Source organism: Janthinobacterium sp. TPC_1 (genome assembly GCF_056037845.1).
This window is the reverse complement of record NZ_CP195157.1, coordinates 4,178,518-4,204,352: the sequence shown is the minus strand read 5'-3', so window position 1 is coordinate 4,204,352 and position 25,835 is coordinate 4,178,518. Positions and strand designations below refer to the sequence as shown.

20 protein-coding genes and 6 pseudogenes are annotated in these 25,835 nt (G+C 63.4%); 11 read left to right on the top strand and 15 right to left on the bottom strand.

Annotated elements, in window-relative coordinates; genetic code table 11:
- Positions 1 to 282: 282 nt before the first annotated feature.
- The 4 genes and pseudogenes from trpS (at position 283) to ACQVLG_RS20645 (ending at position 5,102) form a co-directional block, all read left to right on the top strand.
- Complete coding sequence (gene trpS, locus ACQVLG_RS20660) at positions 283 to 1,368, top strand: tryptophan--tRNA ligase (RefSeq protein ID WP_474290825.1); 1,086 nt, start codon at positions 283 to 285, stop codon at positions 1,366 to 1,368.
- Between the two features lie 124 nt (positions 1,369 to 1,492).
- On the top strand, positions 1,493 to 3,082 hold the full coding sequence (locus ACQVLG_RS20655) for a pyridoxal-dependent decarboxylase (protein WP_474290824.1): 1,590 nt from the start codon (positions 1,493 to 1,495) through the stop codon (positions 3,080 to 3,082).
- Positions 3,083 to 3,118: 36 nt separating this feature from the next.
- Positions 3,119 to 4,374 (top strand): annotated as a pseudogene (locus tag ACQVLG_RS20650) (voltage-gated chloride channel family protein).
- The gene (locus tag ACQVLG_RS20645; RefSeq protein ID WP_474290823.1) at positions 4,371 to 5,102 is read left to right on the top strand and encodes a class I SAM-dependent methyltransferase; all 732 of its coding nucleotides are present in this window, start codon (positions 4,371 to 4,373) and stop codon (positions 5,100 to 5,102) included. Before ACQVLG_RS20650 ends, ACQVLG_RS20645 begins: the two are co-directional and overlap by 4 nt.
- Here ACQVLG_RS20645 and ACQVLG_RS20640 read toward each other — a convergent pair.
- From ACQVLG_RS20640 to ACQVLG_RS20630, 3 genes are read right to left on the bottom strand one after another with little or no spacing between them, the layout of a single operon-like run.
- Positions 5,099 to 6,025 carry an ADP-ribosylglycohydrolase family protein gene (locus tag ACQVLG_RS20640; protein ID WP_230541935.1) on the bottom strand — a complete coding sequence of 309 codons (927 nt, stop codon included), beginning with the start codon at positions 6,023 to 6,025 and terminating at the stop codon, positions 5,099 to 5,101. The genes ACQVLG_RS20645 and ACQVLG_RS20640 overlap by 4 nt on opposite strands.
- Before the next feature lie 16 nt (positions 6,026 to 6,041).
- Positions 6,042 to 6,200 (bottom strand): cupin domain-containing protein, encoded by a 159-nt coding sequence (locus ACQVLG_RS20635; RefSeq protein ID WP_474290822.1) that lies wholly within the window; start codon positions 6,198 to 6,200, stop codon positions 6,042 to 6,044.
- Positions 6,178 to 6,597 carry a helix-turn-helix domain-containing protein gene (locus ACQVLG_RS20630; RefSeq protein ID WP_474290821.1) on the bottom strand — a complete coding sequence of 140 codons (420 nt, stop codon included), beginning with the start codon at positions 6,595 to 6,597 and terminating at the stop codon, positions 6,178 to 6,180. The genes ACQVLG_RS20635 and ACQVLG_RS20630 overlap by 23 nt, the downstream gene beginning before the upstream one ends.
- Positions 6,598 to 6,648: 51 nt before the next feature.
- Between ACQVLG_RS20630 and ACQVLG_RS20625 the strand changes: the two genes are divergently transcribed.
- The gene (locus ACQVLG_RS20625) at positions 6,649 to 7,554 is read left to right on the top strand and encodes a DMT family transporter (protein ID WP_474290820.1); all 906 of its coding nucleotides are present in this window, start codon (positions 6,649 to 6,651) and stop codon (positions 7,552 to 7,554) included.
- Here ACQVLG_RS20625 and ACQVLG_RS20620 read toward each other — a convergent pair.
- The 7 genes and pseudogenes from ACQVLG_RS20620 to ACQVLG_RS20590 form a co-directional block, all read right to left on the bottom strand.
- Positions 7,555 to 8,506: pseudogene (locus tag ACQVLG_RS20620) on the bottom strand (cupin-like domain-containing protein).
- 53 nt (positions 8,507 to 8,559) lie between these two features.
- Complete coding sequence (locus ACQVLG_RS20615; protein WP_474290819.1) at positions 8,560 to 9,147, bottom strand: chemotaxis protein CheB; 588 nt, start codon at positions 9,145 to 9,147, stop codon at positions 8,560 to 8,562.
- Between the two features lie 216 nt (positions 9,148 to 9,363).
- Complete coding sequence (locus tag ACQVLG_RS20610) at positions 9,364 to 10,107, bottom strand: DNA-binding protein (RefSeq protein WP_046684938.1); 744 nt, start codon at positions 10,105 to 10,107, stop codon at positions 9,364 to 9,366.
- A 143-nt stretch (positions 10,108 to 10,250) separates the two neighbouring features.
- Positions 10,251 to 10,730 (bottom strand): LON peptidase substrate-binding domain-containing protein, encoded by a 480-nt coding sequence (locus ACQVLG_RS20605; protein WP_474290818.1) that lies wholly within the window; start codon positions 10,728 to 10,730, stop codon positions 10,251 to 10,253.
- Positions 10,731 to 10,767: 37 nt separating this feature from the next.
- A pseudogene (locus ACQVLG_RS20600) lies at positions 10,768 to 10,869 on the bottom strand (LON peptidase substrate-binding domain-containing protein); the annotation flags it as partial.
- Positions 10,870 to 10,920: 51 nt separating this feature from the next.
- Positions 10,921 to 12,161 (bottom strand): annotated as a pseudogene (locus ACQVLG_RS20595) (DEAD/DEAH box helicase).
- A 118-nt stretch (positions 12,162 to 12,279) separates the two neighbouring features.
- Positions 12,280 to 14,502, bottom strand: coding sequence for a TonB-dependent receptor plug domain-containing protein (locus tag ACQVLG_RS20590; RefSeq protein WP_474290817.1), 2,223 nt, complete (start codon positions 14,500 to 14,502; stop codon positions 12,280 to 12,282).
- Between the two features lie 240 nt (positions 14,503 to 14,742).
- Here ACQVLG_RS20590 and asd point away from each other — a divergent pair, with 240 nt between their 5' ends.
- Positions 14,743 to 15,591, top strand: coding sequence for an archaetidylserine decarboxylase (asd, locus tag ACQVLG_RS20585; RefSeq protein ID WP_474290816.1), 849 nt, complete (start codon positions 14,743 to 14,745; stop codon positions 15,589 to 15,591).
- 17 nt (positions 15,592 to 15,608) lie between these two features.
- Here the strand turns inward: asd and ACQVLG_RS20580 are convergent, their stop codons facing one another.
- Positions 15,609 to 16,514: a LysR family transcriptional regulator gene (locus ACQVLG_RS20580; protein ID WP_326459983.1), complete on the bottom strand. Its 906-nt coding sequence runs from the start codon at positions 16,512 to 16,514 to the stop codon at positions 15,609 to 15,611.
- 126 nt (positions 16,515 to 16,640) lie between these two features.
- Here ACQVLG_RS20580 and ACQVLG_RS20575 point away from each other — a divergent pair, with 126 nt between their 5' ends.
- The 3 genes and pseudogenes from ACQVLG_RS20575 to ACQVLG_RS20565 all read left to right on the top strand — a co-directional run bounded on the left by ACQVLG_RS20575 (position 16,641) and on the right by ACQVLG_RS20565 (position 19,242).
- Complete coding sequence (locus ACQVLG_RS20575; RefSeq protein WP_230541926.1) at positions 16,641 to 17,240, top strand: FMN-dependent NADH-azoreductase; 600 nt, start codon at positions 16,641 to 16,643, stop codon at positions 17,238 to 17,240.
- A 57-nt stretch (positions 17,241 to 17,297) separates the two neighbouring features.
- Positions 17,298 to 18,172: pseudogene (locus tag ACQVLG_RS20570) on the top strand (pirin family protein).
- 116 nt (positions 18,173 to 18,288) lie between these two features.
- Entirely contained in the window at positions 18,289 to 19,242 is a 954-nt protein-coding gene (locus ACQVLG_RS20565) for a cation diffusion facilitator family transporter (RefSeq protein WP_474290815.1), read from the top strand.
- An 87-nt stretch (positions 19,243 to 19,329) separates the two neighbouring features.
- On the opposite strand, the gene ACQVLG_RS20560 is transcribed toward ACQVLG_RS20565, so the two are convergent.
- The 3 genes and pseudogenes from ACQVLG_RS20560 to ACQVLG_RS20550 form a co-directional block, all read right to left on the bottom strand.
- Complete coding sequence (locus ACQVLG_RS20560; protein ID WP_099375840.1) at positions 19,330 to 21,579, bottom strand: RelA/SpoT family protein; 2,250 nt, start codon at positions 21,577 to 21,579, stop codon at positions 19,330 to 19,332.
- A gap of 40 nt (positions 21,580 to 21,619) precedes the next feature.
- A complete protein-coding gene (locus tag ACQVLG_RS20555; RefSeq protein WP_474290814.1) occupies positions 21,620 to 21,970 on the bottom strand; it encodes a RidA family protein in 351 nt (116 codons plus the stop codon).
- Between the two features lie 54 nt (positions 21,971 to 22,024).
- Positions 22,025 to 22,908, bottom strand: a pseudogene (locus ACQVLG_RS20550) (alpha/beta fold hydrolase).
- 226 nt (positions 22,909 to 23,134) lie between these two features.
- On the opposite strand from ACQVLG_RS20550, the gene ACQVLG_RS20545 reads away from it, so the two are divergent.
- Entirely contained in the window at positions 23,135 to 24,472 is a 1,338-nt protein-coding gene (locus tag ACQVLG_RS20545) for a dicarboxylate/amino acid:cation symporter (protein WP_474290813.1), read from the top strand.
- A 235-nt stretch (positions 24,473 to 24,707) separates the two neighbouring features.
- The gene (locus ACQVLG_RS20540) at positions 24,708 to 25,118 is read left to right on the top strand and encodes a DoxX family protein (protein WP_474290812.1); all 411 of its coding nucleotides are present in this window, start codon (positions 24,708 to 24,710) and stop codon (positions 25,116 to 25,118) included.
- A gap of 54 nt (positions 25,119 to 25,172) precedes the next feature.
- Here ACQVLG_RS20540 and ACQVLG_RS20535 read toward each other — a convergent pair whose 3' ends face one another.
- Positions 25,173 to 25,823 (bottom strand): CoA transferase subunit B, encoded by a 651-nt coding sequence (locus tag ACQVLG_RS20535; protein ID WP_230541919.1) that lies wholly within the window; start codon positions 25,821 to 25,823, stop codon positions 25,173 to 25,175.
- Positions 25,824 to 25,835 lie beyond the last annotated feature (12 nt).

The window sequence follows — 25,835 nt, the reverse complement described above, 5'->3', positions numbered from 1 at the left end:
GGCCGAACGGCAATAGTACTCGGAAAGCAAGTTTTGCATAAGGCAAGCCTCTGACGCGGCGCAGCAGATAAATCGGGGCCGCAACTTGACAGAACGCGCACGAACTGCAACCATAACGCCATGAAATTTATCCCGTCACAACGCGCTTGCTTGAATTGGTGGTCCCGCTCACTTTCGCGCGGCCACTCCATAGTGATGTGAATTTGATCCACGCCGCCTCGATCGGTGGCGTAACAGGCTCCCTGGATCATCCCCGATGCAGGCGGCTCAAAAGGAAACTTGATGAGCTTGCCTAACACCCCCGATACCCAAAACTCTCCCGACACCGACAACACCCCGGCAGCACCGCTGTCCGCCGCCGCCATCGCTTCGCAATCCGTGATCCTGACGGGCGACCGCCCCACCGGCCCCTTGCACCTGGGCCACTTTGTCGGCAGCCTGCGCGACCGCGTTTCCTATCAGAACAATTACAAGCAATTCATCATGCTGGCCGATGCGCAGGCGCTGACGGACAATATGGATGACATCGACAAGGTGCACCGCAACGTCGTCGAAGTGGCGCTCGATTACCTGGCCGTCGGCATCGACCCGACCAAGACCACGGTCTTCATCCAGTCGCAGATCCCGGAACTGGCCGAGCTGACCTTTTACTACCTGAACATCGTCACCGTGGCGCGCCTCGAGCGCAACCCCACCGTCAAGGAAGAAATCCGCCTGCGCGGCTTCGAGCGCGACATTCCGGCCGGCTTCCTGACCTACCCGGCCAGCCAGGCGGCCGACATCACGGCCTTCAAGGCGGGCGTGGTGCCCGTGGGCGAAGACCAGATCCCGATGATCGAGCAAACGAATGAAATCGTGCGCCGCTTCAACCGCATGTACAACCGCGAAGTATTGATGGAATGCAAGGCGCTGGTGCCCGACATCGGCCGCCTGCCCGGCATCGACGGCAAGGCGAAGATGAGCAAGTCGCTGGGCAACACCATCAACCTGGGCGCGACCTCGGCTGAAATCACGGCCGCCGTGAAAAAAGTCTACACGGACCCGCTGCACCTGCGCGTGGAAGACCCGGGCCACCTGGAAGGCAACATCGCGTTTACTTACCTGGACGCCTTCGACCCGGAAAAAGCGGCGCTGGCCGAAATGAAGGCCCATTACGTGCGCGGCGGCCTGGGCGACAGCATCGTCAAGAAGCGCCTGGACGTGGTCTTGCAGGAATTGCTGGCGCCGATCCGCGCCCGCCGCGAAGAGTTCGCCAAGGACAAGGGGCAAGTCATCCAGATGCTCAAGGAAGGCACCTTCAAGGCACGCGAAGTGGCGGCCCGCACGGCCGATGAAGTCAAGTCGGCGCTGGGCCTGAATTACTTCTGATTATCATTTACCAATAGCAAACTGATGCGCCTTGGCGGAGTCGGGTAAAATCCCGCTTTCGCCAGGGCGCAATGCATTTGGCACCGTGGCATCAGCAATCCGTAGAGAAGAAGACAAACGCGCAATGACCGATACCGCTATCGAACGGCTGCTGCAGCAGCATTTTTCCATCGATGCGCTGCAACGCTCGCCCGCGCCCCTGCAGCAGGCGCTGCGCATGCTGGGCGGCTGGCTGGCCGCCGAACGCGACACGGCCTATCCGCACACGCCCTACACGGAACTGCTGACGCAGCTGTCCGACATCAGCCCGCCCGCGCACGGCATGCCCGTGGCCGATTTCTTGCAAGAACTTGACGCCAGTGTGCTGGCCAATACGGCCCAGCTGAACCACCCGCAATACATCGGCCACATGACGCAGGCCTTGCCCTGGATCAGCGTGCTGGCCGAAGCGTTTACGGCCACCCTGAACCAGAACCAGGTCAAGATCGAGACGGCGTATGTGTCGACCCTGATCGAAAAGCAAATCCTGGGCTGGCTGCACCGCCAGGTGTACCAGCAGGCCGACAGCGTCTACACGCAGGCGATGGCCGCCACCAGCGGCGCGCTGGGCAACGTCGTCAATGGCGGCACCATGGGCAACTTGACGGCCCTGGCCGTGGCGCTGGAAAAACAGTTGCCCGGCACGCGCAAGCGCGGTTTGTTTGCCGCCATGCAAGAATCAGGCTACGCCGGGCTGGCCGTGATTGGCTCGGCCCGCAGCCATTATTCCGTGAAAAAGGCGCTGGCGACCCTGGGCCTGGGCGAAAACGCCTTGCACCTGGTGGCAGTCGACCGCGACAACCGCATCGACGTCGCCGCGCTGGAAGCGACGATTGCCGACTTGAAATTGCGCAAGATCAAGGTCGTCGCCATGATCGGCATCGCCGGCACGACGGAAACGGGCGCCATCGACCCGCTGGCCGCCATGGCGGCGATTGCCGCACGGGAAAACATCTGGTTCCACGTGGATGCGGCCTGGGGCGGCGCCCTCTTAATCGCGGAGCAGTACCGCCCGCTGTACGACGGCATCGCCCTGGCCGACTCCGTCGTCATCGACGGGCATAAATTGCTGTGGGTGCCGATGGCGCAAAGCATGGTGCTGTTCAAGGATGGCGCCAGCCTGAACTTGCTCAAACACAACGCCAACTACATCTTGCGTGACAATTCTGGCGACCTGGGCCAGACCTCGCTGGAAGGCTCGCGCCGCTTCGACGCCTTGAAACTATGGACCTCGTTCAAGGTGCTGGGCGTGTCTGGCTACACGACCTTGCTGCAGCAGGCGGCCACCCTGTCCGGCCAGTTGCAGGACTTGCTGGCAGACCAGCAGGATTTCGAGCTCGTCACGCGCTCGGACACCTTCATTCTGACCTACCGCTACGTGCCCGCGCACTTGCGCCAGCGCATGGACAGCTTGCTGGCCGGCGGCCAGGTGGACGCGGCGACCGAGCTGAACAAGCAACTGAACACATTGACCGCCAAGCTGCAAAACCGGCAAAAGGCCGAAGGCCACAGCTTTGTCTCGCGCACGGTGCTCGAATCGACGCGCTACCCTGGCCCCACGAATGTATTGCGCGTGGTCATGACGAATGTCAAGACGCGCCCCCACCACCTGCGCGCCATTTTGGCCGAACAGCGGGCCATCGGCCAGGCGCTGGTGGCGGAACTGGGCCTGTAAGGAATCTCCCACCCATCAGCCTTGACTGGATGCCCGATGCACCGCCTGAGCGCCCTCACCGATCTATTCAAGCATCTGTTGAAATGGCTGCTGCTGGCCTTTGTCGTGGCCGTGCTGGCGGGGTCGGCCTCGGCCGGCTTCCTGTACGCCCTCGACCGGGCGACCGCGACGCGCCTGGCGCACGCCTGGCTGATCTGGCTGCTGCCCGTGGCGGGCTTTGCCGTCGGCTGGCTGTATTTGCGCTACGGCAGCAGCGTCGAGGGCGGCGCGAACCTGCTCATCGATGAAATCCACGATCCGAAAAAAATCATTCCGCTGCGCATGGCGCCGCTGGTGCTGGGCGGCACCGTCATCTCGCATCTGTTCGGCGCTTCCGTCGGACGCGAAGGCACGGCCGTGCAGATGGGCGGCGCGCTGGCCGACCAGCTCACGCGCCTGTTTCGTTTGAACAATGAAGACCGCCGCATCATCCTGATGGCCGGCATCAGCGCCGGCTTTGCCTCCGTCTTCGGCACGCCGCTGGCAGGCGCCATCTTCGGCCTGGAAGTGCTGGCCATCGGCCGCCTGCGCTACGAAGCCATGCTGCCCTGCCTGCTGGCCGCCGTCATCGCCGACCAGGTGGTCCTGCTGCTGGGGCCGTTTTTGCACATTGGCCATACGCATTACGCCGTGCCCTTGATTCCCGCCCTCTCCGCCTGGACCTTATCCGCCATGGTGATCGCGGGCGTGCTGTTCGGCGTAACCGGCAAACTGTTTGCGCAAGCCACGCACGGCTTGAGCGGGTTGATGAAGCGCAAGATTGCCTACGCCCCGCTGCGTCCGCTGACAGGCGGCCTCGTCGTCGCGCTCGCCGTATGGCTGCTGGGCACCGACAAATATATCGGCCTGGGCATTCCGACCATCGTCGACGCGCTCCAGCAGCCGCTGCCCGCATACGATTTTCTGGGCAAGATGGCGTTCACCATTGTGTCGCTGGGCACGGGATTCAAGGGCGGCGAAGTGACGCCATTGTTCTTCATCGGCGCGACCCTGGGCAATGCGCTGGGCCCGCTGCTGCACCAGCCCGTCGCCCTGCTGGCCGCCATCGGCTTCGTCGCCGTGTTTGCGGGCGCCGCCAACACGCCGATTGCCTCGACCCTGATGGCCATGGAACTGTGTTCGGCGCGGACATCGGCGTGTACGCGGCCATCGCCTGCGTCGTCGCCTACCTGTTTTCCGGCCACGCGGGCATTTACCGGGCGCAGCGGGGCGGCCACGCCAAACGCCATCCTGCCAAGGATCTCGACACATGACACAGAACATCTACGATAACGACGCCTTTTTCACGGCCTACAGCCAGCTGCCGCGCTCCATCGGCGGCCTCGACAGCGCGCCCGAATGGCCGGCCCTGCGCGCCATGCTGCCTGAGCTGCGGGGAAAAAGCGTGCTCGACCTGGGCTGCGGCTATGGCTGGTTTTGCCGCTGGGCGGCAGAACAGGGCGCGGCGCGGGTGCTGGGCGTGGACGTGTCGGAAAAGATGCTGGCGCAGGCGAATGCCATGGGGACGCACGCGGCCGTCAGCTATGCGCGGCTTGATCTGGAACAACTGGCCTTGCCGCCCGCCAGCCATGATCTGATTTACAGCTCGCTCGCCTTCCACTACGTCGAAGGGTTCGACGCCTTGCTGGCCGCCATCCGCGAAGGCTTGAAGCCTGGCGGCAAGCTGGTGTTTTCCATCGAGCACCCGATCTTCATGGCGCCGCGCCAGCCCGGCTGGCTGACGGATGGGCAAGGCCGCAAGCGCTGGCCCGTCGACAGCTACCAGCAGCAAGGCCCGCGCGTGTCGGACTGGCTGGCGCCCGGCGTCATCAAGCAGCACCGCACCCTGGGCACGACCATCAATGCGCTGCTGCGCGCCGGTTTCCAGCTGGAACATGTGGAAGAATGGGGCCCCACTGACGAGCAGATCGCGCAGCAGCCGGCCCTGGCGGAAGAGCGCGAACGGCCGATGCTGCTGCTGGTGGGCTGCGGCCGGCGCTAGTCCCGGGTCCGCTCGAACAATTTGGCCGCCAGCTCTTCGATATCGGCGCGCATGGCCAGCGCTTCCAGCCACAGTGGCGGAATCGCCTGCGCGCCATAATACGCGCCGGCAAGCTGGCCGACGATGGCGCCGGTCGTATCCGCATCCTCGCCCAGGTTGACGGCGCGCAACACGGCCGCTTCCAGTGAATCGGTATGGAAGAAGCACCAGAGCGCCGCTTCCAGCGATTCCACGCAATAACCGGTGCCGCGTATCTGCTGCTCCGTCCTGGCGAGAAAACTGCCGCTGGCCAGCTCCACCAGCTTCGGTTCGGCAGGCCGGTATGCGATGCTGCCCAGCAGCTCTTCTTTTGCCGTGCCCGCCAGCGCGCTGCACAGCAAGGCGGCAAACAACTGGCAGCTTTCGACGGCTTCCGCCGCCGCGTGGGTGGTGCGCGAACTATCGGCGGCGCAGGCCAGGGCCGCGTCGGCATCGGGATAGGCAAACAGCACGACGGGGGCCAGGCGCATGAGCGAACCATTGCCCGCCGTGTCAGGCGCGGCGGAGCCGCTCCAGGGATTGCCCGTCTCCTGGAAGCTGGCCAGCGCGCTCCTTACCGTGCCACCGATATCGAAGCAGGTGCCGGTGGAGCTCAGGTAGCCCCATTGCCACCAGTTCAGATACCGTACCATCTGGTCCGCCGGATCGAATGCCCCTTTCGATATCAGGCTCTCGGCCAGGCATAGCGCCATCGAGGTATCGTCCGTCCATTGTCCCGGCTGCAGGCCGAACGGTCCGCCGCCCTGCATGCCCGTCACGGGCGCAAAGCTGCCGCGCGGAGAAAATTCCACGGTGGTGCCGACGGCATCGCCGCAGGCAAGTCCCAGCAAGGCGCCCATATAACGGTTGTGCAAGGTTGGCTTGTAAAAAGTTGACGTCAGCATGATTCCTCCTTGATTCCTAGCTGGCTACATTGCGCGTAAAGCGCACAGTGGACTCACCCGCATTCACATAGCTATACGCTTGCGCGCTGCTGAAGACGAAAAAGTCGCCCGTGGCCAGTTGCCTGGTTTCCGCCGCCAGCACCAGCTGCAATTCACCCTCCAGCACGTAGAGCATTTCGCTGAAGCCCGCCGGATCGGCCTCGGCATCGTAGCGCTCCCGGCGCCAGGGTCCACGACCACAGTTCCACCTGGCGGCTGGCGGGCGCGGCGCCCAGCAGCACGGCCTGGCTCGCCTGCGATGCGCTTTGCCACATCAGCACGCGCAGGCTGTCGTGCGGTTGCCGCGGCGGCTGCACCAGGTCGACAAAAGCGACACCCAGCGCCGCCGCCACATGGTCGAGGTTGGCCAGGCTGATGTTGGTGCCGCCCGCCTCGACGCCATTGACCATGCGCCGGCTCAGGCCGGACCGGCGCGCCAGCTCTTCCTGGCTGAGGCCGGCAGCGAGGCGCAAGCGCCGCAGATTGGTGGAAAGGTGTGCCAGCACGCCACCGGCCTCGGCTTGACTGCGCAATATATTGCTCCTATGATGATGGGAAATATTTTGCTCATAGCATAGCCTCCCATGAAAACACACGCAAGTCCCCCGCCCGCCCTCGGCCTGCCCGAACTGGCCCTGATCGCCATCACCTTCATCTGGGGCGGCACGTTTCTCGTCGTGCAGCATGCCGTGACGGTCAGCGGCCCGCTGGCCTTCGTTGCCGCCCGCTTTGCCGTGGCCGCCAGCATCGGCGCCCTGATTTGCCGGGGCCAGCTGCGCCAGTTGACGAAGGCCGAGTTGTTGACGGGCATGGCCATCGGCGTGAGCATCTTTGGCGGCTACGCGCTGCAAACCTATGGCTTGATGCATATCACGAGCAGCAAATCGGCCTTCATCACGGCCTTCTATGTGCCCATCGTGCCGCTGGTGCAATGGCTGGTGTTCAAGCAGCGGCCCCGCCCTGCCGTGTGGGCGGCCGTGGTGCTGGCGTTCGTGGGATTATTGTTGCTCACGGGCACGGATGGCCTGAGCATGGGCCTGGGCAAGGGCGAACTGATGACAGCCGTGGGCGCCATCGCGATCGCCCTGGAAATTATTCTGATCAGCCGCGTCTCGCCGCAATTGAACATCTTGCGCGTGACCATCGTGCAGCTGGCCACGGCGTCATTGATCGCCCTGCTGCTTATGCCCGTCATGGGCGAAGCGCCGCCGGTGCTCGGCAAGACCTTCATCCTCAGCGTGCTGGCCCTGGGCTGCGCCAGTGCGCTGATTCAATATGTGATGAACTGGGCGCAAAAGCGCATTTCCGCCACGAAAGCGACGCTGATCTACGCGGGCGAGCCCGTGTGGGCCGGCGTGATCGGCCGCATCGCCGGCGAGCGCCTGCCCGCGCTGGCCATCGTGGGGGGCATATTGATCATTTGCGCGGGCATCCTCAGCGAGTGGCGCCCCAGGCGTCTGCGCGCCGACGGCAAACCCATCGAGCAATAATTACGCCACGCCACGCCGCAGCGCCATATCCCCATGCAGCGCCAGCGGCACGGCCCTGGCCCAGCGGTTCGACGACAGCGAAAACGTCAGCGCGCGCACCTGGTGATACCAGCCGGCGGGCACATACAGCATGTCGCCCGGCTCGACGAGGCATTCGATCATGGTCGCCTGGCTTGCCAAAGGGGAAACGCTGGAAATCGGGCGCTTCCGGGTCGAACGGCGAGCCGAACAGGATGGCGTTCGCCTCGCTGGGATACAGGAAGGCATCGTGGTGCGGCGGCGACAGGAAGATGCGCTTGCGGCCCCACACTTGCGCGAAGATATTGTCGTCGTAATCGCAATGCAGGGGCGTCACCGTGCCGGCCGGTCCCACCCAGAAGCGCGGCGGACCCATCTTGTCGAAATACGTGGGCCAGTGGCACAGGCGGTTCAGCTCGCGCAATTCCAGGTTGCCCAGGTACGGCGGCAGCACGTACTCGCCCTCTGCCACCAGATCCAGGTATTGCCCCATCGACATGTCCTGCATGGCGCGGTCGACCGCGAACGCCGTGTTGATGTAGTCGCCCACCCGCGCCCGCACGGGCACGTGGCTGAACTGCTCGCGCAAGACCTCTGGCCCCAATGCCGACAAGGGCCAGCGCTGCACCAGCCCGCGCATCAGGAAGGGCAAGCCTTGCGCGGCGCGCGCGCGGAAGGCGGCGGCGCCAAGCATGCCCAGGCGCGGCACCTCGGTGATGGCGGGCAAGTCGCGCGCCGCCCGCTTGATGGCCTCGCGCATGGCATCGATGGAAGTGACGCCGCGCACCTGCGCATCCTTCTCTTCGCGCGCTTGCTTATGCGCAAGAGCTGTCGCGGCAGAACTGAATTCGGCAGGCGGGCGCGGCGGCAGCGCGCGCGGCGCCGTGGATGGCGGCATTTGCCCGGGGGCCGATGAATTTTTCTCTACTGACATAAACCTTCTTTGCTATCGATGCCTTGCGCGGCAACGGCCAGGCGTGCGCTATTTTAAGCGAATGCGACCCGGCCGGTGCCGGCCAGCGCCAGCAGGACGGGAGCGATGCCGGCCACGGGCAGGCACCAGTCCACGTCCACATGGGCCAGCGCGCTTTGCGGCATCGATGGCGCTTGCGCCTCCCGTGGCTCCTGCACCAGCGCCTTGCCGCCGCAAGCCTTGATCGCCCGCAAACCAGCCGTGCCATCATCGAGGTAGCCGCTGAGGATCACGCCCGCCACCTTCGGCCCGAAAACGGCGGCCGCGCTGCGAAACAGCGGGTCGATGGCGGGACGCGTGTAATGTTCCCTGGGACCACGGGTCAGCTCGACCGTCGCCTGGCCCGCCGCGATGGCGACCAGCATATGCCGGTCTGGCGGTGCCAGCAGGATGCAGCCGGCGCGCACGGCTTCGCCCGTTGCGGCAAAGCGCACGGGCAAGGCGGATACTTTATCGAGAATGTCGGGCAGCACGCTCTTGCGCGCCCCCACGTGCATGACGGCCAGAATGGCCGCAGGAAAACTCGCCGGCAAGGCCGCGAAGATGGTGGACAGCGCAGCCACGCCGCCCACGGAAGCCCCCATGACGATCAGCGTTTCCATGCCAGGCCCTTACACCCAAGTCCAGCATGGATTCTGCGGCGCCTTGAATCACGATTCCGTGCGCCGTTTAACCCAAGGCAGCAGCCCGACGCATCGACGCCTGGCAAAAGCGTCGCGAGCGGAAGGGAGAGGCGGCCGAGAAGCGCAACCGCACTGCAGTGCGGTGAGCATCGCAAGCCTCCTATACCGACGCGCAGCAGCTTATGCCGGGCGTCCTCAGACAGGCGTTTTGAAGATGGGATCGACGATAAACTGCTGCGCTTTGATGCGCAAGGTGCGCTCCTCGTCCAGCTCGGCGCGCGTTTCGCCCAGCTCTTCGCGTTCCGCTTCCAGTTCCAGGCGCGCGGCGGCCAGTTCCGTTTCCACGCGCGTCAGGCTTTCCAGCTTCAGCTGGGCCTGGATCAGTTCCGCGCGCGCCGCTTCGGCGGCCTCTTCCAGGCGTGGGATGCCTTCGAGCTTGAATTGCGCCTTGGCCAGGTCCATGCGGGCCTGCTCGGCCGCCTCTTCCAGGCGCGGCAAGCCTTCCAGGCGCAGCTGCGCCTTGGCCAGGTCCGTTCTAGCCTGGTTCGCCACTTGCCGCTCGCGTTCGAGTTCCTCGCGCAAGGTTTCCAGCTCGCCCGCCTGCAGGTCGAGCAACTCTTGCTGGCGCTCGTTTTCGCTGGCCAGGTCCATCAATTCCTGTTGATTGTCGTTCATCTCGGCTTCATGCGCGCTGTGGCTGGCGCTTAATTCCTGTCCTACATAATCGAGGATGGCTTGCTGCAGCACGGGCGACAGCTCGGCGGCCGCAGCGATCTGGCGCTGCGCGCCCGCCTTGCGGCGCTGCAAGAGCTTGCTGATGGTGCCCAGGCAGGCCCCGTTACCCAGCCGTTCGCGCAAGGCGCGCACCGTGATGGCCTGGCCTTCGCCGGCCATCGCTTCCATTGCCGCATTGATCTGTTCCGCGCTTACTTTTGCCATGTCGTCTGCTCTTGAATGTTGCCCAGGGCAATCTTGCCCAGGGGCATTATCTTATGCCAGCGGCGGCAAAGCGTAAAGTATTTCTCAATAGTAATTGCAATTGCACAACGGAAGCGCGAGAAAAAAATGCGGCCTGGCGTGTTTTACTCTTCCAGCAAGCCGTTTTCCGTGAGCATATCCTGTACCAGTTCCAGGCGCAGCACGGGATTGTCCTGGCTCAGCAGCAATTGCTTTTGCATGGCGCTCAGCGACAGCAGCTCGCACCAGCGGTTCGCCACCCAGCCGCACTCGTCGAGGCGGTATGGGGGCTGCAGGGGCATTTGCTCGGGCGGAATCTTTTGTTCCTGCAAGGTGCGGATCAGGGCACCGAGCGCGTCGGCCACGTTCTGCTGCTCCTGGGGGATGGGAATGGCCTTGTCGGGCGGCAAGGTTTCAATTTGCGCCATCCACAAGCCATTTTTCAGCTGTTCGCTGGAGACGATGTGGAAGCGCTGCATGCCCATGCATTTGATTTGCAGCAAGCCAGACAGGGGCGCGGCCCAGTCGATGATGCGCGCCAGGGTGCCCACGGGCGCCAGGGTTTCCAGCTGGCCCGGCTTGCGCACTTCGGCGCCGTCCAGCAACTGCAACCACGCCGAACGGCTGCTCGCCCATGATGCACTGACGTATCATGTCCAGGTAGCGCACCTCGAAGATCTGCAGGGGCAGATAGCCATCGGGATACAGCACCGTATTGAGCGGGAACAAAGGTATCGAGGTCATGGCGCATGATGGCACGAATGCGATATCCGTGCTGCGCGCCTTGTGCGTCCTTTACTTATAAAAACGGCGCTTTTTCGCCCGCTCCGCCGCCTTCGGCGCCAGCACTTTCACTGCCTTTTTCTGGATGGTGCCGCCGGCGGACGTGCCCGGCACGCGGTGCTCGGCCTCGAAACCGGGCTCCTCGTTGCGTTTCAGGGTTTGCCGCGTCAGCGCTTCCACGGCCGACAGCAATTCGACTTCATCGGCGCAGACGAGGGAAATGGCTTCGCCCGAGGCGCCCGCGCGGCCCGTGCGGCCGATGCGGTGGATATAGTCTTCGGCCACGGTGGGCAAGTCGAAATTGACGACGACGGGCAATTGATCGATATATCCAGGCCGCGGGCGGCCACGTCGGTAGCCACCAGCACTTGCACCTCGGCAGATTTGAAGCGGGCCAGCGCGCGCAAACGGTTCGGCTGGGTCTTGTCGCCGTGAATCGAATCGGCGCGCACGCCCTGCTCCAGCAAGGTATTCACCAGCAGCTCGACGCCCTTGCGCGTCTTGACGAAGACCAATACCTGGCCCCAGCGCTTTTTCTTCAGCAAGTGCAGGAACAGTTCCGGCTTGCGTTTCTTGTCGCACACGATCACCGACTGTTTCACGGCCTTGACCGTGCTGTTGCGCGCGCTGACTTCCACCGAAATCGGGTCTTTCAGCATGGTTTTCGCCATGGCGCGGATGGCGTCCGAGAAGGTGGCCGAAAACAGCAGGGTCTGGCGCTGCTTGGGCATGGTCATCAGCAATATATCGAGCTCGCGCTCGAAACCGAGATCCAGCATGCGGTCCGCCTCGTCCAGCACCAAGGTTTGCACTTGCTCGAACTTGACGGCGCCTTGCGTCTGCAAGTCCAGCAAGCGGCCCGGCGTGGCCACCAGCACGTCGAGGCCCTTGCGCAGCTTGCTGATCTGCGGCTCGATGGGCACGCCGCCATAGGCGACGAAGCTGCGCAGCGGCAAGTTACCGCCATAGCTGCGGAAGCTGGCATAGACTTGCTCGGCCAGTTCGCGCGTGGGCACCAGCACCAGCACGCGCACGCACTGGGGCGCCACCACGCCTTCCAGGGTCAGGCGCTGCAGCAGCGGCACGGCAAAGCCGGCCGTCTTGCCCGTGCCCGTCTGGGCGGCGGCCATCAGGTCGCGTCCGGCCAGCACGGCAGGAATCGCTTGCGCCTGCACGGGCGTGGGCTTGGCATAGCCGAGCTCATCGAGTTTGCGGACCAGGGGATCGATCAGGCCGAGGGAGGAAAACGTCATGGGGAAAGCAATCTTGGCAAAGGAAAAGGCGGCGCGCACGGGCCGGCCGCGCGCGCAATTGCCGAGATTATAGGCCAGCGGGGATGCCGGCCGGGGTTTCACCGCGAAAACAGCACGATCAGAACTTCATTTCCAGGGTTGCGCGCGCCTGCGGCGAACTCGGCGAAATGCTGTTGCGCACGATGGCGCCGTTGGCGTCCGCATACGTGGTGGTGTTTTCGAAGTCTTGCGCCAGCAAGTTGGACACGGCCAGGCGCAGCTGGTTCTTCGCATCGAATTTCCACAGCGCATAAATGTCGAGGTCGCGCCGCGGCGACGTGTAGGCGCTCTGGCGCTCGGTGATGCGCACGGGGCCGCCATTGCGGAAATTGAAGCTGCCGCCCGTGGTCAAGACGCCGTCCGGCGTCTTGTAGTCGAGACCGAAATTGCCGCTGACGGGCGTTTGCTGGTCGAGCCGGTTGTTTGGCCCCGGCACCTGCTCCACTTGCGACCAGTTGCGGCTGACGCTGGCGCGCAGGTCGATGGCCGGCACGGGCGCGGCCAGCACGGCGCGCAGCGGGAACTTCGCTTCCAGTTCCAGTGTCTGCGTATTCGCGCGGCCATCGTTGACGGGCGTCGATACCCAGCGGTCATTGATAAACAGCAAGCCCTGGCGCGTATAGCCGTCGATGCGGCGGGCCGAGGCGCGCGCGCTGAGCAAGGCGCCTTCGGCCCAGTAATGCTCGTAGGAAGCGTCGATGCCCAGCGCCAGCTCCGGTTTCAGGTAGGGATTGCCTTCGCGGTCGGGGTCCGTCTGGCTGTTGTTGGTCGAGGTATTACGGCGGGGAATCAGGCTCGACGTGGGTTGCGCCTTGTAGGTGCGCGTCAGGGCCAGGCGCACCTGGTCGCCCTTGGTATCTGGCAACTTCCACAGGGTTTGCAGCAGCGGGCTCCACACGCTGGTGCGCTGATTCACTTCGTCATAGGTATCGCCCGCGCTGCGCGTATCGATGCCTTCCCAGCGCACGCCCGCATACATCGACCAGCGCGGCGTGATTTCCCAGTCGTCCTGCACGAACAGGGCCAGGCGCGCTGGATGGGCGTCGAAACCCTCGTCGCTGTTGACGAGCGGACGCACGCCCAGGGCCGCTTCGCGCTGGCGGCGCGTTTCCTCGCGCTCCGTGTAGGCGCCATCCCAGCCCATCGACAGGGCATGGCCGGGCAGCAAGGGCGCGGAATACTTGCCGGTGGAACTGACGCCGTTTTCCGTCGCCTTCACGCCCACCTTGCGCTCGAGCGCCAGGCCGCTGCCATCGATAAAGCCCTGCTGCAGGCTGTCGGACGTATTGCGGGCGGCCGAGGCGCCGATCTTCAGTTCCAGTTTGGCGCCGCCGGCCAGCTTGTGCATCCACGTCAGGTCGCTGCGGCCAAAGGCGTTGTGGTTGCTGGAACTGCCCGTATTCGTGTCGTAATCGGGGCGCAAGCCCAATTCTGTTTCCGCGCGGCTGAAATTGCGGTGGTTCGATCGCCCGCCATTGAAAAAGAATTGCGCCGTCACGTTGTCGCCGTTGGCCAGCACCCAGTTCAGGCGCGGCGACGACAGATTGATGCCTTCCGGACGGCCATCGCCCGTGCCATTCGTGCGGCGCAGCAGGTTTTGCCGGCCGTCAGGCGCGTAGCCCAGTTCCAGTCCGGGATTATCGTAATGATAATCGTAGCGGAACAGCGAAGCGGCCAGCGAATACGAGAAATTGCCGTCGCGGTCGGACAGTTGCAGGTTCACGCTGGGCGAAAAACTCACGTCGCTGCCCTGCACGCCCAGCTTGAGTTCGCGCTGCGCCGTTTTGACGGCCTTTTTCAGCACCACGTTGATGGTGCCGGCAATCGACTGCGTGCTGTATTCGGCGCTGGCCGCGTGCAAAATCTCGATGCGTTCGATGACGTCGGGCGACAGGGTGTCGAGCGAAAAACCGGCCGGCGCCCGCTCGCCATTGAGCAATATCTGCGTGTAGCCGCTGCCCAGCCCGCGCATGCGGATTTCGCCGCCCGTGCGCCCTGCCGCGCCGGACACGGTAATGCCGGGCAGGCGCTTGAGCACGTCGGTGACATTGCTGTCGCCATACTTGAGGATTTCTTCGCTGCTCACGACCATCTTGCTGGCCGTATCGTCGCGGCGCGGATCGTAGCCGCTGCCCTTGACCTCCACGGTTTGCATGGCGGGCGCGGCGGGCTTTTCAGCCTTCAGCGGCGCGCCGACAGGGTCGGTGGCGGCGGGCGTTTCGGATTGCTGGGCCTGGGCATTCCAGGCAAACAGGACAGCTGAACAAACAACGGTGAGGCGGAGGCAACGGCGTGGCATCATGACCTGGCTGAAAAAAGTTGGCTGAATAAAAATGGCTAAAAGCTAAAAAACAGGCCGCTGTATTGTGCTGTAATTTTTTCCGAGTGGCACAGTTTCCTGAAAATATTTCCTATGGCAAATTAAATTCGGTGGCAGACTGCGATACGCCCCCTTGCATACGGCGCATATCATTGCGCGCCACATCGCCGCTATAATGCGTTTTCGCCATTATTCCGATCACCCCGTCAAAGGCTTCCCATCGTGTCTGACCGTCTTGCCGTTTTGCCTCAATATCTGCTGCCCAAGGGGGCGTTGACCAACTTTGCCGGACGCATCGCCGGCGCCAAGGGCGGCGCCATGACGACGCGCCTGATCCGCTGGTTCGTCGGCCGCTACAACGTCAACATGGATGAGGCGCTGGACCCGGACATCACGCACTACGCCAGCTTCAACGACTTTTTCACGCGCGCGCTGCGCCCCGACGCGCGGCCGCTGGCCAAGGCCGACTACGTCTGCCCCGTCGATGGCCGGATCAGCCAGTTCGGCGCGATCGACAAGGACCAGATCTTCCAGGCCAAGGGCCACAATTTTAGCACCACGGCGCTGGTGGGCGGCGATGCGGCCCTGGCAGCGCAGTTCGAACACGGCAGCTTCGCCAACCTGTACCTGAGCCCGCGCGACTACCACCGCATCCACATGCCCTGTGACGGCCGCTTGACGCGCATGATTTATGTGCCCGGTGAATTGTTCTCCGTCAACCCGACGACGGCGCGCGGCATTCCCGGCCTGTTCGCCCGCAACGAGCGCGTCGTCTGCGTGTTCGACACGGCCAACGGCCCCTTCGTCATGACCCTGGTCGGCGCCACCATCGTCGGCAGCATGGCCACCGTCTGGCACGGCGTCGTCAACCCGCCCCGCACGGGCGAGATCCGCGACTGGAGCTATGCCAACGACAATGTGGTGCTGAAACAGGGCGAAGAGCTGGGCCGCTTCCTGCTCGGCTCCACCGTCGTGATGCTGTTCCCGAAAGACACCGTGCAATTCAATGCCAACTGGCAACCGGCCGGCCCCGTGCAGCTGGGCGAAGTCATGGGCAACGTGCCCAGCTAAGCCAGCGGGATGCGCGCCTACACGGGTGCATCCGTTTGATACATCTCTTCCATCAGGTCCAGAAACGCCCGCGTCTTGGCCGGCATCAAGCGCCGGCCGGGAAACACGGCCCAGCCCGTGACTAGCGGGAAACTCCACTCGGGCAGCACGCGCACCAGTTCTCCCGTCGCCACATAGGCCTTGGCGAAGCGGTCCGTGCTGGCCGCGATGCCCACGCCCGTGCAGGCCATGCGCACCAGCAATTCCGGCGAGTTCGCCAGCAGGCGCACGGGCAGATCGCGCTCCCACGTCGTCTTGCCGCGGATCAAAGTCCAGTGCACGAGGCCATGCACGGCCCGCGGCAGGCTCAGCAGGTCGTGGCCGTACAGATCGTCGGGATGCTCGGGCAAGCCGTGCACGCTCGTGTATTGCGGCGAGGCATACAAGGCCAGCGTGCTGAAGGCCACGCGGCGCGCCGCCAGGCTGGCGTCGTCGGGCAAGTTGCCCATGCGGATGGCCAGGTCGAAATTTTCTTCCAATAAATCCACGCGGCGCGCCGACAAGTCCAGCTCCAGCGAAATGGCCGGATAGCGGCGCACGAACTCGGCCAGCACCTGGCGCATCAGCGCGTCGCCGAAGTCGGCCGGCATGGAAATGCGCAGCAAGCCGCTGGGCCCCGCCTGGCGGTGCTGGGCCAGCGCGCCGGCCGCCTCCGTTTCCTCGACCACCTTGCGCGCATGTTCGAGCAGGCTGGCGCCAAACTCCGTCAGCGCCAGCTTGCGCGTGGTGCGCAGCAGCAGCCGTTCGCCCAGCTTCGCCTCCAGCTGCGAGATGCGGCGCGACAGGGTCGACTTGGGCAAGTCCACGCGCACGGCGGCGCGCGAAAAACTGCCGCACTCGACGACGCGGGCGAACAGCAGCAAATCTCCGGGATCGATATCCATATATTTACCTGTAAACTCAATTGTTCCATGAGTGGGTTAATGTTATCCATTTTAACGGCTTCCGCATCAATTTTGGAATTGCTATAGTTCATCCATCGCAAGACACCTCACAACGGAGAAAACAAGATGAACATCCTGCAAATCAATTCCAGCGCCCGCAGCACCGGTTCCGCCTCGACCCGCCTGGCTGACGCCATCGTTGCCCGCGTGCAAGCCGCCAACCCTGGCGCCACCGTGGCGCGCCGCGACCTGGCTGCCCAGCCGCACCCCGTGCTCGACGAGCCGACCCTGCAAGCGCTGTTCACGCCAGCCGACAAACGCACGCCGGAACAGGCGGCCCGCATCGCCCTCGACGACGCGCTGATTGCGCAAGTGCAAGCAGCGGACGTGATCGTCATCGGCGCGCCCATGTACAACTTCGGCATCACCGTGCAACTGAAAAGCTGGTTCGACGCGATTGCCCGCGCCAACGTCACCTTCAAGTACACGGAAAACGGCCCGGTTGGCCTGTTGACCGGCAAGAAAGTCTACGTGGGCCTGTCCCGCGGCGGCTTGCACCGCGACAGCGCCAACGACAGCCAGGTGCCCTACCTGAACACCATGTTCGGCTTCCTGGGCATGACCGACGTGCAATACGTGTATTCGGAAGGCATGGGCATGGGTCCGGAAGCCGTGGCCAAGGCGCAAGCCCAGGCGGACGCCGAGATCAATGCCATTTTGGTGTAATTCCCAGCAGTGAATGGGGCGGCGCACTGGCGCCGTCCTGGCCTAGAGGAGAAAGCAATGAGCGACATCACCACCGTCACGAAACCACGCGCCGTCGAGCGCGTAATCGCCGGCCAGGCCGTCATGGATGGCGCCGGCGTGAAGATCAACCGCGTGCTGACGCAGCAGCTGCAGCGCCGTCTCGACCCGTTCTTGATGCTCGACAACTTTGCCAGCGACAAGCCGAACGACTACATCGCCGGCTTCCCCGAGCATCCGCACCGGGGTTTCGAGACGGTCTCGTACATGATCACGGGGCGCATGCGCCACAAGGACAGCGCGGGCCACGAAGGCTTGCTGACCTCGGGCGGCGTGCAATGGATGACGGCCGGCAGCGGCGTGATCCACTCGGAAATGCCGGAGCAGGAAGAAGGCGTTATGGAAGGTTTTCAGCTGTGGCTGAACCTGCCCGCGCGCGACAAGATGCGCACGCCGTGGTACCGCGATTTCACGAGCAGCGACACCCCCGCTACACGACGGACGCGGGCGTGGCCGTGCAAGTGATCGCCGGCGAGAGCCATGGCGTGAAGGGCGCCGTGCAGCGCGAGCTGACGGAACCGCTGTACCTCGATATCGACTTGCCGGCCGGCAGCAGCTTCGAGCAGCCCTTGCCGCCAGGCCATAACGCCTTCCTGTACACGTTCCGCGGCGAGGTGCAGGTCGATGGCAAGGCCGTGCCCGCCCTGCGCATGGCCATCTTCGCCAATACGCCAGGCAGCGACGGCGTGCGCATCGAAGCACCGGAAGGCGGCCGCGTGATCCTCGTCGCTGGCCAGCCCTTGAACGAGCCCATCGCGCAGTATGGCCCGTTTGTCATGAATACCCAGGCGGAAGTATTCCAGGCCGTACAGGATTTCCGCGAAGGCAAGTTTGGCGAGACTGCCGCGCAGTAACTGACGTGTACCAGCAAAAACCTGCAGCGCCTCCGGGCCTGCAGGTTTTTTGTCGTGCCGCCTATGTTGTTGCTTTTCAATTACACTGACGGCAACCTCATTCCACAAAGCATTCCATGCAGCCGACGCACACCGATCACGACGCCACCCATTTGCACGCCCACCTGAAGGGCGACGCCAAGCACACCCACTCCTTCGAGGGGCGCAGCCAGAGCATCCTTGCGTGGGCGCTGGGGCTGACCCTGTCGTTTGCCGGCATCGAGGTGGCGGCCGGCTTCCTGTCCAATTCGCTTGCGCTGATTTCCGACGCGGGCCACATGGTCACGGACGCGGCCGCGCTGGGCCTGGCCCTGCTGGCGCAACTGATCGCGCGCCGCCCGCCCTCGCCGCGCCACTCGTTCGGCTTCGGCCGCGCCGAGGCGCTGGCCGCCTTCGTCAACGGCCTGGCCATGCTGTGCGTGGTGGGCTGGATCTGCTATGAAGCCGTGCTGCGTTTTTCCGCCCCGCAACCCGTCAAGGGCGGCATGGTCTTCATCGTCGCCTTCATCGGCCTGGCGATCAACGTGGTGTGGCATGCATGGGTATTGTCCAAGGACAAGCAAAGCGTGAATACGCGCGCCGCCCTCGTGCACGTGATGGGCGATTTGCTCGGCTCGGTCGCCGCCATCATCGCGGGCGCCGTGATTTACTTTACGGGCTGGATGCAGATCGACCCGCTGCTGTCCGTGCTGGTATCGCTGCTGATCCTGAAATCCACGTTCGGCGTGCTGCGCGAGTCCTACCACTTCCTGATGGAAGGCGTGCCGCACCACATCGACTACGTCGAAGTGGGCACGGACGTGGAACAAGTCGATGGTGTGATCGCCGTGCACGATCTGCATGTGTGGGACATGTCGCCGGGCCAACCGGCCCTGATCGGCCACGTGGAGATCGAGCACCTCGACCATTGGCCGAAGGTATTGCGCGCGATCAAGAAGATGTTGCTGGCCAAGCATGGCATCGACCACATCACCCTGCAGCCGGAGACGGCGGCGATGGCGGGGCTGCATCAGGGTGACAAGACGCATTGATTGAACCCAACAGCAAATACTGGGGTCGTACGGGGACGCCGAGTCCCTCAGGGTACGACCCCGGCGTCTATCCTTGGGGTGCAAAGACTAGCTACGCCGTGCCTCCAGCACGCCACTCACATCCTTGATCACATTCAAGGCTTTCAACAACTGCGCCGTCGAGCTGATTTCGGCCGTAAACGTCATGCGGGCCTGGCCCTTGGCGCTTTGGGTGTTGACGCCGATCACGTTGATCTTCTCTCGCGAAAAGATTTCGGAGATGTCGCGCAGCAAGCCCTGGCGGTCGCCGGCCAGAATAAAGATGTCGACCGGATACACGGTGTCGTGGCCCGTGCTGCCCCATTCCGTGAAGATCACGCGCTCGGGCGCCTTGGCGCGCATTTCCTCGAAATTCTTGCAGGTGGCGCGGTGGATGGAGACGCCCTTGCCGCGCGTCACAAAGCCGACGATGCTGTCCGGCGGCGCCGGCTTGCAGCACTTGGCCAAGACTGTCATCAAGCCTTCCGTGCCCACCACCAGCACGCCGGACTTGGCGCCCTGCTCCACGCTGGAAGCGCGGCTCTTGCCGACCAGCACGGCGTCTTCCGGCACCACCACTTCGCCATTGTCGTGCAGCGCCTGCTCCACGTGGCGCAGGCTGAATTCATCCTTGCCCACCGACAGGAACAGCTCGTCGACCTTGGCAAAGCCCAGCTTTTGCGCCAGCGCCTCGAGGTTGACAGCCGTCTTGCCTTCGCGCTGCAGCGACTTTTCCACCAGCGCACGGCCGTGGGCCAGGGTTTCCTGCATGTCGATGGCGTGGAACCAGGCGCGGATTTTCGAGCGCGTGCGCGTGCTGACGGCGTAGCCGGCGCTGAGCCAGTCGCGCGACGGCCCGGCCGTGCCCGGTGCACCCTTGGCCGTGATGATTTCGCAGGTCTGGCCGTTCTTCAATTGCGTATTCAGGGGCACCATGATGCCGTCGACCTTGGCGCCGCGGCAGCGATGGCCCACGTCCGTGTGCAGGTGGTACGCAAAATCGACGGGCGTGGCGCCCACGGGCAATTCCAGCACGCGCGCCTGCGGCGTCATGACGAAGATGCGGTCGTCCAGGGTGGCGGATTTCAACTTTTCCACCCATTCGCGCTGGATTTCTTCCTGGCCCACGACGGCGTCGGCCACTTCCGTCTTCCAGGCCAGCAACTGGCGCAGCCAGGCGATCTTTTCGTCGTATTTCTGGCCGGCAAAGTTCGAGCCGCCCTCTTCCTTGTAGCGCCAGTGCGCAGCCACGCCGTATTCGGCAAAGCTGTGCATTTCGTTCGTGCGGATTTGCACTTCCAGCGGGCGGCCATCCTCGGCCGTCACCACCGTGTGCAGCGACTGGTAACCGTTCGGTTTCGGACGCGAAATGTAATCGTCGAATTCTTTCGGGATGGGGGTCCAGATATTGTGGACCACGCCCAGTACCGTGTAGCAAGTTTTCACGTCGGCAACGATGACGCGGAAGGCGCGCACGTCATACAGGGCCGTAAAGTCCAGTTCCTTGCCGCGCATCTTGTTCCAGATGCTGTAAATGTGTTTCGGGCGGCCAAATACTTCCGCCTGGATACCGGCCGAAGCCAGTTCCGTCTGCAGGCGCAAAATCGCCGAGGACACGAAGCCCTCGCGCATCATGCGCTTTTCTTCCAGCATCTTGGCGATGCGCTTATACGCTTCCGGCTCGATGAAGCGGAACGACAAATCTTCCAGTTCCCATTTCAGCTGCCAGATGCCGAGGCGGTTGGCCAGCGGCGCGTACAAATCCAGGGTTTCCTTGCCGTATTCGCGCGTCATTTCATTGAACAGCTTCAAGTCGGCAAAGTAACGCAAGGTCGTCACGCAGGCGGCCAGGCGCACCAGCACGACACGCATGTCGGACGCCATCGCCAGCAACATCTTGCGCAAGGTTTCCACCTGGGCCACGGCTTGCTGCGCCGCATTCTTGCCGCGACCTCCAGCGCCGCCGTGCTGCGCCTGGGTCAGCGCACGCAAACGGATCAGCTGGCGCACGCCTGTTGCCAGGTCGCACACCTGCTTGCCGAAGCGCGGTTCGATGTCGGCCGCCGTGTCCGGTTCCAGCAAGGTCAGCTCGAACATCAGGCCGGCGATGCGTGTTTCCGCATCGCTGCGCAGGAACGCCAGGGTGGTGGCCACGCCGATGGCGAACTCCAGCGCGGAGCGGCCGGCAAAGGTCTGCTTGTCGCCATACGCCGCGGTGGCATACGCGAGCGCATCCAGCACGCGCGCGCTGTCCGGCGCACTCAAGCCCTCTACCAGTTGTTCCGAGGTGGCGCTATTCGGGGCCGAGATGGAAACCATGTGATACCTTATAAACTTAACAACTCAATAACTGAATAACTTAGCGTTCTGCAGCGATGATGACAATTTCCACCAGGCAAGCCGGATTGGCCAGTTTCGCTTCCACCGTGGCGCGCGGCGGCGTGTGGCCGGAGGCGACCCAGTCGTCCCACACTTCATTCATGCAGTCGAAATCCTTCATGTCGGCGATGTAGATCTGGCACGACAGGATGCACGTCTTGTCGCTGCCCGCTTCCATCAGCAAACGGTCGACGTGGCCCAGCACTTCGCGCGTCTGGCCGACGATGCCCTGCGTGGTGTCTTCCGCGATCTGGCCCGCCAGGTAAATGGTATTGTTGTGTATCGCTACTTCGGAGAGGCGTTTGCCTACGTGCAATCGTGTAATTTCCATGCTTCTTCTTTCGGTTGTTTCAAAATCTGTACAGCGGTATCGCTTGATATGTGATTACTTGCCCAGCAAAAACTTGCGCGCGATGGCGATCTGGTCGTCGTGAACGAAAGTGGGCGCATGGCCCACGCCTTCGATTTCCACCAGTTCCGCCTTCGGCCCACGGCCCAGCATGATCTGCGCAGTCGCGTGCGACAGCAAATCGGACTCCGACCCGCGCACCAGCAAGGTGGGGCAGCGCACGGCATCATACGCGGCCCACAGCATGGCTTCGTCGCTGGCCGCCGATTCCGGCGTGGCCGAGCGGAATGGCATGGCCAGTCCCATATCATAGTGGCGGCGCCAATGGCCATCCTTATCCTGACGCAACACATCCACCGCCAGTTTATGCCATTCCGCATCCGTGTGCGGGCCGAAGCTGGCGGACACGTCACGCACAAACCTGGCGCCCTGCTCGAAGGTTTCGAAACGCAAGTCCTGGCCGATGTAGTCGCCGATGCGCTGCAAGGCTTCGGGCGCCAGGGTCGGGCCGATATCGTTCAGGACCAGCTTGCTGATCGGGCTGTTGGGCAACGAAGCCAGGCCCAGGCCGATCAAGCCGCCCATCGAGGTGCCGAACCAGTCCACCGTCTGGCGCTCGCCGTTGGCCAGCACGCGCGCCAGCAGCGTCACCATGTCGCTTACATATTGCGGCACGCGGTAAAACTGCGGGTTGGCCAGCCAGCCCGAGCGCCCGCGCCCCACCACGTCGGGGCAGATCACGCGGTAATCGCTGGCATGGCGGCGCGCGCCAGGTTGTCGAAGTCGTCCGCCACGCGCGTCACGCCATGGGCGCAGACGAGCACGTTCGGATTGTCGGGTGCGCCCCACTCCTTGTACGACATGGTGTGCAGGCCTGCGGGGGAGATGCACTGGACGGATTTGATGCTCGCTTCGATCATTCGATTTCCTTATTCGATATAAAAAGAGCACCGCTTTCTGCCTGCCAAGGGATGTCCCGCGCGCGACGCTACGGCAGTGTAGCGCAGCGCGGGCAATGCTCCAAGCGCGCGGCTGAAATGCTGCACCGCAGCATTGCACTGGCACATTCGCCATGGCGCAATACCCGATATAGCGAAACTGCATATCTGCGGTTATCCACAATTGAGCCGGCCCGGCAATGGGCGGATGATCGCAGCATCAACCCGCAAGAGGAGACCGCTCGTGAAAAAACCATTCTATAAAATCCTGTACGTGCAGGTGCTGTTCGCCATCGTGGCTGGCGTGCTGCTGGGGGTGTTCTACCCATCGAACGCCGTCGACATGAAACCGCTGGGCGACGGCTTTATCAAACTGATCAAGATGATCATCGCCCCCGTGATCTTCTGTACCGTGGTCTCCGGCATCGCCGGCATGCAGGACGTCAAGAAAATCGGCCGCGTGGGCGGCAAGGCGCTGCTGTACTTCGAAGTGGTCTCCACCTTCGCGCTGGCCATCGGCTTGCTGGTTGCGAACATCCTGAAACCGGGCGCCGGCTTCAACGCCGATCCGGCCCACCTCGATGCCAAGTCGATCGCGCAATACACGCACGCCGAAGGCATGAGCACCATCGACTTCCTGATGAACATCATCCCGAAGACCTTCGTCGATGCCTTCGCCAAGGGCGACATCCTGCAAGTGCTGTTGATCGCCATCCTGTTCGGCTTTTCGCTGTCCCTGCTGGGCGAGCGCGGCCGTCCCGTCACCAAGCTGATCGACGAGCTGTCGCATGCCATCTTCGGCATGGTCAACATCATCATGAAAGTCGCTCCGATCGGCGCGTTTGGCGCGATGGCCTTTACCATCGGTAAATACGGCCTGGCTTCGCTGATCCCCCTGGCCAAGCTGATGGGTTCGTTCTACCTGACCTGCTTCCTGTTCGTCTTTGTCGTGCTGGGCTTGATCGCCAAGTACACGGGCTTCTCCATCGGCCGCTTCTTGCTGTACATCAAGGAAGAACTGCTGATCGTGCTGGGCACGAGCTCGTCGGAATCGGCCCTGCCGGCCCTGATGAAGAAACTCGAGCGCCTGGGCTGCTCCAAGCCAGTCGTCGGTCTGGTCGTGCCGACCGGCTACTCGTTCAACCTGGACGGCACCAATATCTACATGACCATGGCCGCCCTGTTCGTGGCGCAAGCTACCAACACGGAACTGACGATCTGGCAAGAGCTCACCATCCTGGGCGTGGCGATGCTGACCTCGAAAGGCGCGTCCGGCATCACGGGCGCCGGCTTCATCACCCTGGCCGCCACCCTGGCCGTCGTGCCGACGATTCCCGTGGCAGGCATGGCGCTGATCCTGGGCATCGACCGCTTCATGAGCGAATGCCGCGCGCTGACCAACTTCGTCGGTAACGGCGTGGCCACCATCGTCGTGTCGAAATGGGAAAAGGAACTGGACATGGACAAGCTGCACAGCGAGCTGGCCCACCCAACCCACCCGACCGAGGACGCCTACGTTGCACCGAGCGTAAACATCGTCAAGTAAGCCGTACTCAGCATTGAAAAGCCCCACGGAGCGATCCGCGGGGCTTTTTTCATGCGCGCGCACTTTACCCGATCATCAACCCACAGTAAATCATCCATCAATATTTATCATGATGATCAATGAATACAAAACCATTACAGTACTGCTTACTGTTCGCCGCCAGGCTCCCGCATAATGACATTGCGTTAATGCAAGCCTGACACCGAACCATCCTCATTATTGAATGGAGCACCTCATGTCCCTCTCGCCCGCCGTCTACGCCACCTGGTCCCCACGTTTGCTGGGCCTGCTTCGCATCATCCTCGGTTTCCTCTTCCTGCAGCACGGCACGGCCAAGCTGTTCGGCGCGCCGCACGTGGCCATGTTCGACGGCCTGCAACTGTTTTCCCTGATGGGCGCGGCCGGCGTCATCGAGCTGGTGGGCGGCACCCTGCTGCTGCTCGGCCTGTTCACGCGCCCCGTCGCCTTCATCCTGTCGGGCCAGATGGCGGCCGCCTATTTCATCGCGCACGCGCCGGCCGCCTTCCTGCCGATCCTGAACGGCGGCGAAATGGCCGTGATGTACTGCTTCACCTTCCTGTACTTCGCGGCGGCGGGCGGCGGCGCTTACAGCCTGGACGGGCTGCGCGGCAAGGCGGGCGCGTAAAAAAAAAGCGGACATCGCTGTCCGCCCTTTTATTCCCTACGACGATCCGCCTGCTTATACGGCGGACACGTCCAGTTCCGCGCCCGTGGCCGCCTGCACCTGTTCCTTGGTCACGCCCGGCGCCAGTTCCACCAGCTTCAAACCGTTTTCCGTCACGTCGATGACGCCCAGGTCGCTGATGATGACGTCGACCACGCCCACGCCCGTCAGCGGCAAGTCGCACTGCTTGAGCAGCTTGTGCGACGTCGTGCCATCCTTGGCCGTGGCCACGTGCTCCATCAGCACGACGACGCGCTTGACGCCGGCGACGAGGTCCATCGCGCCGCCCATGCCCTTGACCATCTTGCCTGGAATCATCCAGTTCGCCAGGTCGCCCTTTTCCGACACTTGCATCGCGCCCAGGATGGCCAGGTTGATCTTGCCGCCGCGAATCATGCCGAAGGAATCGGCCGAGCTGAAGTAGGCGGCGCCGGGCAAGGCCGTCACCGTCTGCTTGCCCGCGTTGATCAGGTCGGCATCGACCTCATCCTCGGTGGGGAACGGGCCGATGCCCAGCAAGCCGTTTTCCGACTGCAGGAATACTTCCATGTTGTCCGGCACATAGTTGGCGACCAGGGTCGGCAAGCCGATGCCCAGGTTCACATAAAAGCCGTCCTGCAATTCCTTTGCCGCGCGCGCGGCCATTTCATCTCTCGTCCAAGCCATAATAATCTCCGT